The 15,053-nt window shown below is 27.6% G+C and carries 16 protein-coding genes and 1 pseudogene; 4 read left to right on the top strand and 13 right to left on the bottom strand.

The window, feature by feature from the left end:
• Positions 1-153 precede the first annotated feature (153 nt).
• The 3 genes from MKD41_RS04815 to MKD41_RS04805 form a co-directional block, all read right to left on the bottom strand.
• Entirely contained in the window at positions 154-375 is a 222-nt protein-coding gene (locus MKD41_RS04815) for a DUF2795 domain-containing protein (RefSeq protein ID WP_089376785.1), read from the bottom strand.
• A 93-nt stretch (positions 376-468) separates the two neighbouring features.
• Positions 469-1,041 carry a cob(I)yrinic acid a,c-diamide adenosyltransferase gene (locus MKD41_RS04810; protein ID WP_240244306.1) on the bottom strand — a complete coding sequence of 191 codons (573 nt, stop codon included), beginning with the start codon at positions 1,039-1,041 and terminating at the stop codon, positions 469-471.
• Between the two features lie 102 nt (positions 1,042-1,143).
• On the bottom strand, positions 1,144-1,836 hold the full coding sequence (locus MKD41_RS04805) for a class I SAM-dependent methyltransferase (protein ID WP_240244305.1): 693 nt from the start codon (positions 1,834-1,836) through the stop codon (positions 1,144-1,146).
• Positions 1,837-1,986: 150 nt separating this feature from the next.
• Between MKD41_RS04805 and MKD41_RS04800 the strand changes: the two genes are divergently transcribed.
• The 3 genes from MKD41_RS04800 (at position 1,987) to bshC (ending at position 4,959) form a co-directional block, all read left to right on the top strand.
• Positions 1,987-2,469 (top strand): hypothetical protein, encoded by a 483-nt coding sequence (locus MKD41_RS04800; RefSeq protein WP_240244304.1) that lies wholly within the window; start codon positions 1,987-1,989, stop codon positions 2,467-2,469.
• 9 nt (positions 2,470-2,478) lie between these two features.
• The gene (locus MKD41_RS04795) at positions 2,479-3,126 is read left to right on the top strand and encodes a hypothetical protein (protein WP_240244303.1); all 648 of its coding nucleotides are present in this window, start codon (positions 2,479-2,481) and stop codon (positions 3,124-3,126) included.
• A 240-nt stretch (positions 3,127-3,366) separates the two neighbouring features.
• Positions 3,367-4,959, top strand: a complete 1,593-nt coding sequence (bshC, locus tag MKD41_RS04790) for a bacillithiol biosynthesis cysteine-adding enzyme BshC (protein ID WP_240244302.1) — start codon at positions 3,367-3,369, stop codon at positions 4,957-4,959.
• Here the strand turns inward: bshC and MKD41_RS04785 are convergent.
• The 4 genes and pseudogenes from MKD41_RS04785 to argS form a co-directional block, all read right to left on the bottom strand.
• Positions 4,956-5,381 carry a hypothetical protein gene (locus MKD41_RS04785; protein ID WP_240244301.1) on the bottom strand — a complete coding sequence of 142 codons (426 nt, stop codon included), beginning with the start codon at positions 5,379-5,381 and terminating at the stop codon, positions 4,956-4,958. The two genes, bshC and MKD41_RS04785, sit on opposite strands and share 4 nt — an antisense overlap.
• Before the next feature lie 16 nt (positions 5,382-5,397).
• On the bottom strand, positions 5,398-5,811 hold the full coding sequence (locus tag MKD41_RS04780) for a hypothetical protein (RefSeq protein WP_240244300.1): 414 nt from the start codon (positions 5,809-5,811) through the stop codon (positions 5,398-5,400).
• A gap of 189 nt (positions 5,812-6,000) precedes the next feature.
• Positions 6,001-7,389 (bottom strand): dihydrolipoyl dehydrogenase, encoded by a 1,389-nt coding sequence (gene lpdA / locus MKD41_RS04775; protein WP_240244299.1) that lies wholly within the window; start codon positions 7,387-7,389, stop codon positions 6,001-6,003.
• Between the two features lie 146 nt (positions 7,390-7,535).
• Positions 7,536-9,245: pseudogene (gene argS, locus MKD41_RS04770) on the bottom strand (arginine--tRNA ligase); the annotation flags it as partial.
• A gap of 207 nt (positions 9,246-9,452) precedes the next feature.
• Between argS and MKD41_RS04765 the strand changes: the two are divergent.
• A complete protein-coding gene (locus tag MKD41_RS04765; RefSeq protein ID WP_240244297.1) occupies positions 9,453-9,950 on the top strand; it encodes a YkgJ family cysteine cluster protein in 498 nt (165 codons plus the stop codon).
• A 37-nt stretch (positions 9,951-9,987) separates the two neighbouring features.
• On the opposite strand, the gene MKD41_RS04760 is transcribed toward MKD41_RS04765, so the two are convergent.
• From MKD41_RS04760 to MKD41_RS04735, 6 genes are all read right to left on the bottom strand, one after another.
• Positions 9,988-10,440 carry a hypothetical protein gene (locus MKD41_RS04760; protein WP_240244296.1) on the bottom strand — a complete coding sequence of 151 codons (453 nt, stop codon included), beginning with the start codon at positions 10,438-10,440 and terminating at the stop codon, positions 9,988-9,990.
• An 11-nt stretch (positions 10,441-10,451) separates the two neighbouring features.
• Positions 10,452-11,063, bottom strand: a complete 612-nt coding sequence (locus tag MKD41_RS04755; RefSeq protein ID WP_240244295.1) for a hypothetical protein — start codon at positions 11,061-11,063, stop codon at positions 10,452-10,454.
• Positions 11,064-11,098: 35 nt separating this feature from the next.
• Positions 11,099-11,641 (bottom strand): RNA polymerase sigma factor, encoded by a 543-nt coding sequence (locus MKD41_RS04750; protein WP_240244294.1) that lies wholly within the window; start codon positions 11,639-11,641, stop codon positions 11,099-11,101.
• A gap of 59 nt (positions 11,642-11,700) precedes the next feature.
• Positions 11,701-13,155, bottom strand: coding sequence for a TonB-dependent receptor (locus MKD41_RS04745; RefSeq protein WP_240244293.1), 1,455 nt, complete (start codon positions 13,153-13,155; stop codon positions 11,701-11,703).
• Positions 13,156-13,333: 178 nt separating this feature from the next.
• Positions 13,334-14,734, bottom strand: coding sequence for an NAD(P)(+) transhydrogenase (Re/Si-specific) subunit beta (locus MKD41_RS04740; protein ID WP_240244292.1), 1,401 nt, complete (start codon positions 14,732-14,734; stop codon positions 13,334-13,336).
• Positions 14,734-15,042, bottom strand: coding sequence for an NAD(P) transhydrogenase subunit alpha (locus MKD41_RS04735; protein WP_240244291.1), 309 nt, complete (start codon positions 15,040-15,042; stop codon positions 14,734-14,736). Before MKD41_RS04735 ends, MKD41_RS04740 begins: the two co-directional genes overlap by 1 nt.
• Positions 15,043-15,053 lie beyond the last annotated feature (11 nt).

Raw genomic sequence — 15,053 nt, 5'->3', positions numbered from 1 at the left:
ATTTATTAACCTTGTAAATAAGGTATTATTTTATTATTATTTAGTAAGCGAATTTAAAATATTTATATTTTAAAAAGCTTAAAATTATGTTTAAATTATGGTTTAAAAACAAAAAAAAGCCTCAACCGAGACTTTTTTTGAATTTTAATATTTTTAATATTCATCTTCATTCCAGAGATAATCATCTTCGGAAGGATAATCTGGCCAAATTTCAAGAATAGATTCAAAATTTTCATCAGCATCTTCAATTTCTTGAAGATTTTCAACAACCTCTAAAGGTGCTCCTGTTCTAATTGCATAATCAATCAACTCATCTTTTGTAGCAGGCCATGGTGCATCTGATAAATATGATGCTAATTCTAGTGTCCAATACATAACTTTTTTGTATTAAATATTTTTGCAAATGTAATTTTTTTACTCAAAGAAACAAGTTATTTCTTAATTTTTTTCATTAATAAAAAGAACTTATTATAATTTCTCAGGAATCCAAGGAATTTCTTGAGCTTTGTTATCAATAGTCAATTTTCGTGCCAGTACAAAAAGATAGTCAGAAAGTCTATTTAAATACACTATTATTAGTTCATCTATGCTAGTTTCGTCACTTAATTGTGTGGCTATTCGCTCGGCTCTTCTACAAATACAGCGAGATATATGACAAAATGACACGGTTGTATGTCCGCCTGGCAAAACGAAATTTGTCATTGGAGGTATTGTTCCGTTCATATTGTCAATTTCAATTTCTAACAACTCTACAGATTTAACATCAATTTTATTAATATTAAGACGTTCTTTTCCATTTTTTAAAATCTTTTTCTCTGCAGGTGTTGCCAACATTGCGCCAAGAGTAAATAATTCATTCTGAATTTTTATCAGTACATGAGAAGTATAATCATCAATTTTTTGATCGCGAATTAATCCAATGTAAGAGTTTAATTCATCAACAGTTCCATAAGCCTCAATACGTAAATCGTATTTAGGAACTCTAGTTCCACCAAATAACGATGTTTTTCCTTTATCTCCAGTTTTGGTATATATTTTCATAATGCTGCATTAAATTAAATGATTGCAAATGTACAAATATTAGTTGTGAGTTGGTATTGAGTTATCTATTAACTATGGTTTTAATTTTATATAAAATTAAATTTAAACACGTATGGTAAAATGTTGTTTTGCTTGTTCAGTTCTAAAAAAAACAATACCATAAAAATAAGTATTTATTGTAATAGTAACTTTTGGGTTGTTTTTTATTTCTTCCCAAGCTTTTTGCATTCCTTTTGAAGAATTAATTGCCTTAAAAATAAAAACTGAATCATTATGTGAAGCAGCCAAACATTCATTAAAATTGTTTAGCAGTATTGTTTTTTGATGATTTTTGTCAAATAAAACTAAATCGAATTGTGAATTATTAATTAGTACATTTTTTAAACAGTCATTTAATAATGTAATATTTGAAAGTTTGAAGTTATAAAAAAGAGCTTCAATCTTTTTAAGAGAAGTATTGCTGTTTTTTATAGTTGTAATAGCTGCTTTTGGGTTTCCAATACTTAATAACACAGTATTAAACCCAAAAGAAGTTTCCAATTCTAGAATGGATTTAGGTTTAAAATAGCTTACAATACGTATTAATAAAAGAGCTTGTTTTTTTGAAATATCTGTAATTTCAGAATTGTTTTTTTTGAAATAATTTATAATAGTAACCAGTTTTTGTTTTTTTGAAGTTGCTGTTTTTATGTTAAAACAATTAGTTACTAAATTGTACACATAAGGGGAATGGACCCCATGTTTGTTTGTAGATTTTAATAAGAATAAAAAATAAGATGTTATTTTAAACCACATTATATTATTATATTTTGCTAAAATAAATGATTTTTTTATATAATTTTTTTTTTTGTAATTTTATGTGAATTAAAATAAATATCTTACGAACACACACACATTAATTAGTTAAAAACAATCAATTAAAGGTTTTTTTTCTTATTCTTATTAGTGTTTTTTAGTAATTCTATTTTTTGTCAAACTTATAATCCTACGCCTTATGATGGTTATGCAATAGGTAATGTATTTGCAGATTTTAATTTTAACCCATGGGTTGGGGAATTTAGAATAAATTGTAATGTTATGTACTTTGGTCCATATGCCACTATTTATGACTATACCTATAGAGAAGGTGTAACAATGATGGGGACTGATTATACATATAATGAGAAAAGAAAGGTTTTAACAATGACAGATAGTCCTAAGGTAATATATGTTTGTCCAATTAGTAATAATAAACCCTGTACAAATCCATTACATAGTAAAACTCCTGATTGGGCAAGTAAGGCTGAATATAGTGCAAAGTATTGGCTTGAAATTAAAAAACAAACGATTATTTATGGGACTCCAGTAATTAAATTCTTTTTGACTAATGGAACAGGAATTGCCTCTGGAACAAAATATTATTATAAAGGAAATGGAATAAACATTTAAATATAAATCATGAAAAATATAACACTATTATTGGGTGGGTTACTCCTTGTTTTAGCATCTTGTGAGTCAGATAAAAATGAAAATTTAACATTAAAAAAAACAGATCAATACTATATTGATTATTTAAAAAATGAACTTTTAAAAAGTGGTATAAAAAACACAACATATTTTAAAGTTGAAGCTGAGAATATTAATTTAGACGGGTTGAATCATTCTGAAATTATGTCTAATATTGAAAAAGCACTTCCCCATTTTAATGAAAATTATGAAAATGATAAAAAGTATCGGTTAGAAAAGTTGAATTTATTTATCGAGACAATAAAAGAACATAATTTAGAAGATAAAGAAGAATTTTATAAAAGATTACTTTCAATGGAAAATAAAGAATTTCAGAAAAATTTTTATGACACTGAAAAAGAGATGTTTAGGGAGGAGATGCAAAGAGTTGCTGATTTAGACGATTTACAATTGGCTATGGATACACAAATAAGATTTGGATATTTAGAGGTTATTGCACGAGATAAAGATGGTAAAAAAGTTGATAAAAATACAATAACATCTAAAAATAAAGATGCTGTTGTGTATAGTATAGAAAAATATGATCCTATTTCAATTGAGCTATTAAAAACAGTACAAAGAATAGATAAAACTGAGTAATTTAGGGATAACATAACTTTTAAAAAAACTGTTTGAAAGGTTTATAAGTTTTTCAGACAGTTTTTCTTTTTTAAAATAAGTTAAAAAAATGTTAGATATTTAAAGTACTAACGACAAACTATATTAATTGTGTATTTTTATAAAAATTTTTGTGAAAGCTGAAGTTTCTAAAATGAAATTTTAGATTAAATTATAGTAAGAAAATACACACCTTATTTTAAAAGTAGATATTAAGATTTAATGAAAGTACATCATATTCCATTTCAAGAAACCGGATATTTTTCAAGTTTAATAGGAGATTATTTAGATAAAAATTCTAAACTAACTCAATTTTATGGTAACTTCCCTAATTTAGAGGGATTTAAAAATCAGATAGCGCTTAAGCAAGCTTCATTTAAATCTAAATCTAGAGCAATTTTAGCCGAATCACTTTTTAAACAATACAATAAGTTAGATATAAATGATTTAACGTTAAATAATATTAAATTATTAGAAAAGGATAACACATTTACAATAACAACAGGGCATCAGTTAAATATTTTTACAGGGCCTTTGTATTTTTTGTACAAAATTGTATCTACTATAAATTTAACAAAGCAATTAAAAACTCAATTTCCTCAACATAATTTTGTGCCAGTTTATTGGATGGCAACAGAAGATCACGATTTTGAAGAAATTAATTATTTTAATTTTAAAGGTAAAAAAGTAGTTTGGGATAGAGAAAGTAGCGGTGCTGTTGGAAGACTTAATACCAAAGGTTTTGAAGATATTTTTAATGTATTTTCCAAACAATTAGGAAATTCTATTAATGAAAATTATATAAAATCATTATTTGAGAATGCATATTTAAAGCATCACAATTTAACAGATGCAACTCGCTATTTAGTAAATGAATTATTTGGTGAATATGGTTTGGTTATTATTGATGGAGATGCTATTGAACTTAAACATGAATTTTCTTCAATTGTTAAAGACGAATTATTAAATGCTACTTCTTTTAAAGCAGTTTCAAAAACAAGTGAAAAATTAGCCGAAAATTATAATATTCAGGTAAACCCAAGAGAAATTAACCTTTTTTATTTAAAAGATGATTTAAGAGAACGTATTATTTTTGAAGATAATGTTTATAAAATTAATAATACATCTATTGTTTTTTCTGAACAAGATATTTTAAAAGAGCTAACTAATTTTCCAGATCGTTTTAGTCCTAACGTAATTATGAGACCCTTATATCAAGAAACAATTTTACCAAATTTATGTTATATTGGTGGAGGAGGCGAACTAGCGTATTGGTTTCAGTTGAAAGATTATTTTTCAAAAGTTGCTACACCATTTCCAATTTTATTATTACGTAATTCAGCATTGTTAATTACTGAAAAACAATTGATTAAGTTGGGTAAATTAAATGTAACTTTAAAAGAAATTTTTAATAAGCAAGAAGTTTTAATAAATAAAAAGGTAAAAGAAATTTCCGATATTTCAATAGATTTTTCACAACAAAAGCATTTTTTACAAGAGCAATTTTTAGCATTAAAAGAATTAGCAGAGCAAACAGATACTTCTTTTATTGGTGCTGTTAATGCGCAAGAGAAAAAACAATTAAACGGATTGGACACCTTAGAAAAACGATTGTTAAAAGCTCAAAAAAGAAAATTGTCTGATGTAGTAAATAGAATCGAGATATTACAAAATGAATTATTTCCTAATAAAAGTTTAGAAGAGCGCACACGTAATTTTTCTGAAATATATTTAGATTTAGGTTCTAGTTTAATACCTATGCTAATAGAGGCATTACAGCCTTTAAAATTAGAATTTTCTGTAATAGAATATTAAAAAGGAGTAAAAGTAATTACTTTATTTTTAAAACCATATTCCATAGTAACTACTTTAAGGTCTTTAATTTTAGTAGCTTCTTGTTCATTTAATTCAAAATCTATTTCAGTAAAATAAACGTTTGTATTTTTTATTTTGTTAGATTCTATAGTTGTATTATCAGAGTTTAACTCAACAGATTCGTTGTTAAAGTTAAATTTAACTGTACAGCCTACTCTTTTTATATTTACCGAAGTGTCTCCAATAATAACAGTTTTTAGATACGGAAAACCACCTAATTCTTCAACATCTGCATAAACAATATTTGTTTTATTTTTAGCATATTTAGTACCTCCTTTAAAATCTATTTTTTCTATAATTTCTGAAATAGATGGTACTTCTTTAGGTTTATTATTAAAAAGTTTGGAAAATGAAAAGGCCATATTTTAATGTTGAAAATTATATGTTATGATATGCTTGATTATGTTCAAGTGTACTACCACAAGATTTACAATTAGAAGCAGAACCGGCACCTCCAGGACAGCCGTTTGCACAGGTGTAATGGTATACTCCTGAAGCATTTTGAGCAGGTGATGGAGCAGTTGTATTAACTGTATTTGTTGGAATGTTTGATGGTACTGTTAAAGGACCATTCTTTAAAAAATCATCATTATGAAATGCATCATTATGCGTATATGGTGTATTACACGTTGGACAAACACCTTGCACATCAGAACCACTATTTTCACATTTATTTAAACAAATATAATGTTTAACTGCTACTTTGTCATTAATGTTTGTTTTAGGTTTTTCTTCTTTACAAGAAATTGTAGTAACAAAAATAAGTAGTACTAGTAATTTTAATGCTTTCATATAGTTGTTTTAAAATTTTAAAGTTAAAAATCAAAGATACTAAAATATAATTTCTCTAAATAAAATTTAACTTTTCTAATTAAAAAAAGAGGTTTCTAGAACGTTTATTTAATGTTTTTTGAAATAAATTCAATATAACAAATTTTAAACGTTTTAGAAAACCTCTTTTTGTGGTATCTAAATTATATTTTATAAGTGTATTACTTCGTCGTAAGCTGCAGCAACAGCTTCCATAACAGCTTCACTCATAGTTGGGTGAGGGTGAATAGTTTTTAAAACTTCGTGACCAGTAGTTTCTAATTTTCTACCTAAAACAGCTTCAGCAATCATATCAGTTACACCAGCACCAATCATATGGCAACCTAACCATTCTCCATATTTTGCATCAAAAATAACTTTTACAAATCCTTCTGGATTACCAGCGGCTTTTGCTTTTCCAGATGCAGAGAAAGGAAATTTACCAACTTTAATTTCGTAACCTTGTTCTATTGCTTTAGCTTCAGTTAAACCAACACTTGCAATTTCAGGAGTTGCATATGTACAACCAGGAACATTTCCATAGTCAATTTTTTCAGTATGTAAACCTGCAATTTTTTCAACACAAGTAATTCCTTCAGCAGAAGCAACGTGTGCTAAAGCTTGACCAGGAACAACATCACCAATTGCATAATAACCAGGAATGTTAGTTTGGTAAAAATCGTTTACCAAAATTTTATCGCGATCAACAATAATTCCAACATCTTCTAAACCAATATTTTCTATGTTAGATTTAATTCCAACAGCAGATAAAACAATATCAGCTTCTAAAATTTCTTCTCCTTTTTTAGTTTTAACGACAGCTTTTACACCTTTACCAGAAGTATCAACAGATTCTACAGAAGAATTTGTCATAACTTTTATTCCAGATTTTTTTAGTGAGCGTTCAAATTGTTTAGAAATTTCTATATCTTCTACAGGCACTACGTTTGGCATAAACTCTACAATTGTAACATTAGTTCCCATAGAATTGTAAAAGTGTGCAAATTCAACTCCAATAGCTCCTGAACCAACAACAATCATTTTTTTAGGTTGTTTTGGTAAGGTCATTGCTTGTCTATATCCAATTACTTTTTTACCATCTTGTGGTAGATTTGGTAACTCACGTGAGCGTGCTCCAGTTGCAATAATAATATGATCTGCACTATATTCAGTTACTTTACCATCTGCATCTGTTACATCAACTTTTTTACTAGTTTTAATTTTTCCAAAACCATCAATAACGTCAATTTTATTTTTTTTCATTAAAAATTGAACACCTTTACTCATTCCTTCAGCAACATTTCTACTGCGTTTTATTACCGCATCAAAATCTTTATCAATTGCTTCGGCTTTTAAACCATATTGATCTACATGTTTTAAATAATCGTAAACTTGTGCGCTTTTTAACAATGCTTTTGTTGGAATACAACCCCAATTTAAGCAAATTCCACCAAGGTTTTCTTTTTCTACAACTCCAACTTTAAACCCAAGTTGTGATGCTCTAATAGCTGTAACATATCCTCCAGGACCACTTCCAATTATTAATATATCGTATTTCATATTTTTTATTTTTCTTTTTTATGAGTACTTACTGGTTTTACACAGCAAATTTAGTTATTTTTTGCTTTAATTTATTATTTGTTTTATGCTATAATAAAATTTAATAATTACTTAATAGAAATTATTTTTTTTAAATTATAATTTATTTACATTCTTTCGGGCACATTTATACCTAATAAAGTAAATGCTGTTTTGGTTATTTCTGCAACTTTAAATGATAATTGTGTTCTAAATATTTTTTCGTCTTCATTTTCACAGCCTAAAATTGGAACTGTTTGGTAGAATGAATTGTAAACTTTTACCAATTCGTAGGTGTAATTTGCAATTATTGCAGGACTATGATTTTGAGCTGCATTTTGTATAATTTCAGGGAATAACTGTATCTGCTTAATTAATTCTCGTTCTTTTGGATCTAAATTAATGGTGGTTATTTCTTGTGTATAATCAAATTTAGCTTTTCTTAAAATAGATTGTATTCTAGCATAAGTATATTGAATAAAAGGACCTGTATTTCCAGCAAAATCTACAGATTCTTCAGGGTCGAATAAAATACGTTTTTTAGGATCTACTTTTAAAATAAAATATTTTAGAGCGCCCAAACCTATAGTTTTATAAAGCGCTTCTTTTTCTTCGTTAGAATAGCCTTCTAATTTACCTAATTCTTGAGAGATTGTTCTTGCTGTATCAGTCATTTCAATCATTAAGTCATCTGCATCTACCACAGTTCCTTCTCTAGATTTCATTTTTCCACTAGGTAAATCTACCATTCCGTATGATAAGTGATATAAGTTTTTAGCCCAATTGAAACCTAATTTATCTAAAATTAGAAATAAAACTTTAAAATGGTAATCTTGTTCATTTCCAACTGTGTAAACTAACTCTTGAAGATCAAAATCTTTAAAACGCTCAATAGCAGTACCAATATCTTGTGTCATATAAACAGCAGTTCCATCAGCGCGTAGTACAATTTTTTCATCTAAACCTTCATCGGTTAAATCTATCCAAACAGATCCGTCTTCTTTTTTATGAAAGATTCCTTTTTCTAAACCTTCTGCAACAATATCTTTACCTAATAAGTAAGTATTACTTTCAAAATAGTTTTTATCAAAATCTACACCTAATTCTTTATAGGTTATATCAAAACCATCATAAACCCATTGATTCATAGTTTTCCATAAATTAACTACTTCTTTATCTCCAGCTTCCCATTTTAATAACATTTGTTGAGCTTCAATTAAAATAGGAGCTTCTTTTTTAGCTTCCTCTTCAGTTTTTCCTTCAGCAATAAGTTTTGCAATTTCTTCTTTATAAGCTTTGTCAAAAGCAACATAATAATTACCAACTAATTTATCGCCTTTTAAACCTGTACTTTCTGGAGTTTCTCCATTTCCAAAATGTAACCAAGCAACCATACTTTTGCAAATATGAATACCACGATCGTTAATAATTTGAGTTTTATAAACTTGCTTACCCGAAGCTTTTATAATTTCTGAAACAGAATACCCTAATAAATTATTTCTAATATGCCCTAAATGAAGCGGTTTGTTAGTGTTTGGCGAAGAATATTCAACCATAACAGCTTTTTCATTTTTGTTTGTAGCAACTTTACCGTAATTATTGGTTTTATATATTGTATTAAAACTTTTTATAAAAAACGAATCAGAAATTTCTAAGTTTAAAAACCCCTTTACAACGTTAAAATTGGCAACTTCTTCTACATTTTCTGCTAAATAAGTACCAATCTTTGTTCCAATTTCAACAGGGTTTCCTTTAACAAAACGTAAAAAGGTGAAAATAACAATTGTAATATCTCCTTTAAAATCTTTTTTAGTTGCTTGAAATTCAACTGACTGTATTTCTGCGTTGTAAATTTCTTTAAACGCATTTTTTACAGCTAATTCTAAATTATTGTGCATATTTTTGCTAAATTATTTTAAGGTGCAAAAGTACTAAATTTGAAATAATTTATACGATTTTATAAAATCAAATTGCATAAAAAGAAACATAAATTTTATAGCAATTCTAATTAGTGCTTGTAGTAATAAGATTTATATATTTGTAAAATGGAAGAATTTTTAAAAGAATTGCCAAAATTAGCTCAAGATAAACTTGTTGAAAATAAAAAGTATTTTCAAAAGTTAAAAAAACGTACCCCTAAAAATTTAGACTTAATAATGCAAGATTTGCATGAAAAAGAGTTTAATAAAACAGACTGTTTAACTTGTGGTAACTGTTGTAAAACTACAAGTCCAATATTTACAAATAAAGATATTGAACGAATTTCTAAACATTTTAGAATGAAAGTTTTAGATTTTATAAATCAGTATTTAGAACTTGATTCGGATGATTTTTATGTGTTAAAAACAGCTCCTTGTTCGTTTTTAGACTTAAATGATAATATGTGTATGATTTACGATGTACGACCAAAAGCTTGTAGTGAATACCCACATACAGATAGAAGAAAATTTATTCAAATTACGGATTTAACTATAAAAAACACAGGAATTTGTCCGGCTGCATATAATATTGTTGAAGCTTTAAAAGTGAAGCTACCAAAGTAAAATTGTGAGTAGAGTAGGAGTTGTAGGGTTTAAAATACTATTGTCCCATTCTTTTTCTTCTGCCGTATTCTTGTAGCATTCGTTTATTAAAGTCGCGTTCGGCTTTTTGTAGTTTTACAATTTGATGAGCAGAAATTATAGTAGAAAGTTCTTTAATCATATTAATTTTAGCTTCATAAACTTCTTTTTCATAAAGTAAATATTGATTTAAAACTTCTTGAGCATTGGTTTCAGACATATTATTAATTCCTCCAGAATTTTTAAACTCTTGAGTTTTGCTATTTTCAAGATTAAATTTTAACTCTTGAATTTTATTTGTGTATAGGTTGTAAATTGGCCAAAATTTTTCAGCTTCAACTGGTTTTAAAGCAATAGCATCTGTAATAAATGCAGTTTTTAATAATTTTATATTTTGTCTATTCTTTTTTTGACCAACTACAGTATTTGTAGCAATTAATAAAATTAGTAATATATATATTAATTTTTTCATTTTAAATAGGTTTAATTTTCTAATAGTAATGCATCTATATCGTTTTCACTTAAATAGTCTACAACATCTGTATCGGATATGGTTTCTGTATAATTAATATCATCTAAAGATACTTCTGGAAAAATAGCAGCTAAACTTTCTGCATCATAATGAAGCATATCATTATTTATAAATTCTTCTATTTCTGAAGTAGCTAAATTGTCAAAAGTAATTGTGTTTTCTGTATTTCTTAATATAAATATTAGTAAAAACGAAGCTGCAATTGCAATTGGAATTGCAAATTTTGAAACCTTTTTAAGTGTTCTTACTTTAGAAGTTGTTTTAATTTTACTTAAAACTTGGTCTTCAATAGTTTCAAAATAATCTTTTGGAATAGTTTCTGTTGCATTATTTTTTAGAGTTTGAGCTTTAAGTTTAGCAACTGTAACATTTTCTATAGTATTAAAATAACCATTAGGTGTTTTATAAATTGTTTTATTTACTTTAATTTTAGAAGCATATAGTTGAGCCATAACACCATCTTCAACAGTATTAAAATACGCTTTAGGTACATTAAAACCGTGGTTTTTAGATGCTATTTTCCTTAATGTTGGTGCCATTTTATGTACTTCTTCTTTGTTCATTTTTTATTAGTTAGACTTACTTAAAGTTTTAAGGTTTAATGGTTTTTTAAGAAATCTTCAATTTTTTTTACTGCATGAAAATACGATGCTTTTAAAGCGCCAACAGAAGTATCTAAAATTTCTGACATCTCTTTATATTTCATTTCATCAAAATATTTCATATTAAATACCAATTGCTGTTTATGCGGTAATGTAATAATTGCTTTTTGAAGCAACAATTGAATTTCGTCACCTGTAAAATCGATGTCGTTACTTAAATTTTCAACAGATTTTAATTGTAATTCACTTAAATCTATTTGTTGTTTAGTGGCTTTTTTATTGATAAATGTAATTGCTTCATTAGTAGCAATTCTATACATCCAAGAATATAATTTGCTTTGTTCTTTAAATGAATGAATATTTCTGAAAATTTTTATAAAAGTATTTTGTAGAACATCATCTGCATCATCATGTACATATACAATTTTACGTATATGCCAATACAAACGTTCTTTGTATAAAGACATTAATTTTCTAAAAGCTTGTTCTTGTGTTTTTTTATCTTTTAGCTGCGCTACTAATAATGCATCATTATCCACTTATCAATATTTATTATAAGACACTTAAAATTAATAAAGGTTTAATTGATGATGAAAAATTAGTTTTTTTTCAAAAATTTTCTTTTGGAGTAACCAAATAAACGCTCACTTTTAATAGTTTCAGCAATACCAACAGGAAGCATTTCTTCCCAACCATGTTCTCCATTAGCAATCATGTCTAATACTTTTCTAGAGAAGACATCTAAAATTTCTGGGTCAAAATCTTTAATGTCAATAACTTTACCATTGTATTTAAAGAATTTATACAATTCTTTCATACGAGGATGCACTTTTAAATTTTCGCTAGTTTTAATTTCTCCAGTGCGTTCATCTTTAAGAGGGTATAGGTAAACTTTTAAATCTTTAAAGAATAATTTACCAAAAGCTTCTAAAATTCCACCGCTTAAATTACGGTAATATTTTTCGTTAAATATTTGAACAAAACTTTGAACACCCATTGCTAAAGCAATTCTTTCTTTGGTGAATTCTGAAAAGTATTCAACTAATTTATAGTATTCTTGATAATTGGTAATCATTACATTTTGTCCTAGAGAACATAATAATTCCGCTCTATCTAAGAAATCTCTTTCATCAATTTCTCCATCAGAACTTAAATTTGTTAAGGTGATTTCAAAAATAATTTTAGTGTTTTCAGCTTTTACCTTGCTTTCGTTTAAAAACATTTGCTCGGCAAGTTTAAACATATCCATGTTTACTTTTGTAACAGGTCTAAAACTACCTCTTAAAGCTAAAATATTGGCTTTGTATAATTGTTGTGCCGGTAGTAAGTTGTTACCATCTGGGCCAAACATTACTGCATTTGTCATGCCATTTTTTACCAGCAGCAAACTCATTAACCTATTATCTACGTAAGAAAATCGAGGGCCAGAGAAATTAATCATATCAATTTCTAACTGTACTTCGTGTAAATTATCGTATAATGATTTTAATAATTCTTTAGGCTTATCGTTTAAATAAAATGCTCCATAAATTAAATTAACACCCAATACCCCTAGGGTTTCTTGTTGTAATTTAGCATCTGTTTCTTTAAATCGGATGTGTAAGATTATTTCACTATAATCTTCTAATGGAGATAACTGAAATCTAATACCTACCCAACCATGTCCTTTAAATTTTTTAACAAAATCTATGGTTGTTACTGTATTTGCATAGGTGAAAAATATATTATTAGGGTGAGTTTTTCGGCTTAATCGGTCTTCAATAATTTCAACCTCATAGGTAAGCATTTTTTTAAGCCTGTTTTCAGTAACGTAACGACCATCTTCTTCTACACCATAAATGGCATCAGAGAAATCTTTATCGTAAGCGCTCATGGCTTTTGCTATTGTACCTGAAGCTCCTCCAGCTCTAAAAAAATGACGAACGGTTTCTTGACCTGCACCTATTTCAGCAAAAGTACCATAAGTATGTTTATTTAGATTAACTTTTAAAGCTTTTGCTTTACTGGATTTTACTTCATTAATCTCTCTATCTCCTTTTAATATTAAAGCCATTTTTTTAGTTTTCACAAAAATAGTAAAATAATTTCTTGAAAAAAACTATGTTAAATGTTACTTTAAATTTTTAGCATATTTGTAAAAATAGTATATAAAATTACCTCGATTTATTTATTTAAGTTAAAATTTTAGTATTTAATTTGTAATAAATCGAGGTAACTGGTAAAAAAGTGTTTTACATATTTTTTAATTCTGCAACTAACTCTGTTAAAGCTGCTTTTGCATCACCAAATAACATTGAAGTCTTTTGATTAAAAAAGAGTTCATTTTCAATTCCAGCATAACCTGCATTCATACTTCTTTTGTTGACAATTATGTGTTTTGCATTTTCAACATCTAGAATTGGCATTCCGTATATTGGACTTGAAGGGTCGTTATGTGCTGCTGGATTTACAACATCATTTGCACCAACAACTAATACTACGTCTGTATTTGGAAATTGAGGATTAATGTCATCCATTTCAACTAATTTATCGTATTCTACGTTACTTTCAGCTAAAAGTACATTCATATGTCCGGGCATTCTTCCTGCAACTGGGTGAATTGCGTATTTTACGTTGACTCCTTTTTCAGTTAATATTTCTTCTAATTCGTGAATTACATGTTGTGCTTGCGCTACAGCTAAACCATAACCAGGTACAATTACTACATTTGATGAATAATTTAACATTACTGCAGAATCACTTGCGCTTGTTTTTTTAATACTACCTCCCGTTTTACTAGTACCTGCAATAGCTGCAGCCCCAGCACCAAAGGCACCAAAAATAACGCTTGCTAAAGATCTATTCATAGCTTTACACATTGCAAATGTTAATATTAAACCGGCAGAACCAACTAAAATACCACCAACTAACATTACCATATTACCATATAAAATACCTGTAATTGCGGCAGCAATACCTGTTAAAGAGTTTAACAAAGAAATTACAACTGGCATATCTGCACCTCCAATTGGGATTACAAATAAGAATCCATAAACTAATGAAGCAAGTAATAAAATATACATTAAAGCATAACTATCTGTATTTAATAATACTATATATGCTCCAAAAGCAACTAAAACTAAAAACAATACATTATTTATAAGGTTGTATTTTGGTAAACGTATGTCTTTTATTGATCCGTTTAATTTTGCCCAAGCAACTAAACTTCCGGTAAAAGTAATGCTTCCTATTATTATTGCAGCAATAATTGTAGTTGCAATTTCAGAAGAAACTTTTGCAGTGTTTTCTACACCAATATTTTTACTAAATTCTACCAATCCTATTAAAGTTGCACTAGCACCACCAAAACCATTAAATAAAGAAACAAGTTCTGGCATTTTAGTCATTTCTACTTTTATAGCAATAAGGTATCCTATTACTGCACCAATAATTAAAGCTGTCCATATTAAAATATAGTTTAAAGCAGGAACTTCAAAATCGTGTAAATATAATGTAGCAAGAATTGCTAAAACCATACCACCACCAGATAAAAGGTTTCCTTTTTTGGCAGTTTCTGGATGACCTAACATTTTTAAACCAATAACAAAAGTTACTGTTGTTATTAAATATATAATTCCTAAAGCGATATTCATTATTTTCTCTTTTTAAACATTTGTAACATTCTGTCGGTAACTGCAAAACCACCAACAACATTTATAATTCCTAATACTATGGCAACAAATCCAAAAGCTAAAGCTACATAGTTTGTTGGATCAGCTTGTAACATTACTAAAATAGCCCCAACTATTACAACCCCAGAAAGGGCATTAGCGCCAGACATTAAAGGTGTATGTAAAACTGTTGGAACATTTTTAATTAATTCAACCCCAATAAATATAGCAAGTATTAAAATGTATATTAGCTGTAGGTTACTATTTATAAATTCAATAAAATTATCCATATTATTTTGTT

The sequence above is a fragment of the Lutibacter sp. A64 genome, from assembly GCF_022429565.1.
GTDB lineage: Bacteria > Bacteroidota > Bacteroidia > Flavobacteriales > Flavobacteriaceae > Lutibacter.
This window is presented reverse-complemented; position numbering and strand designations above follow the sequence as displayed.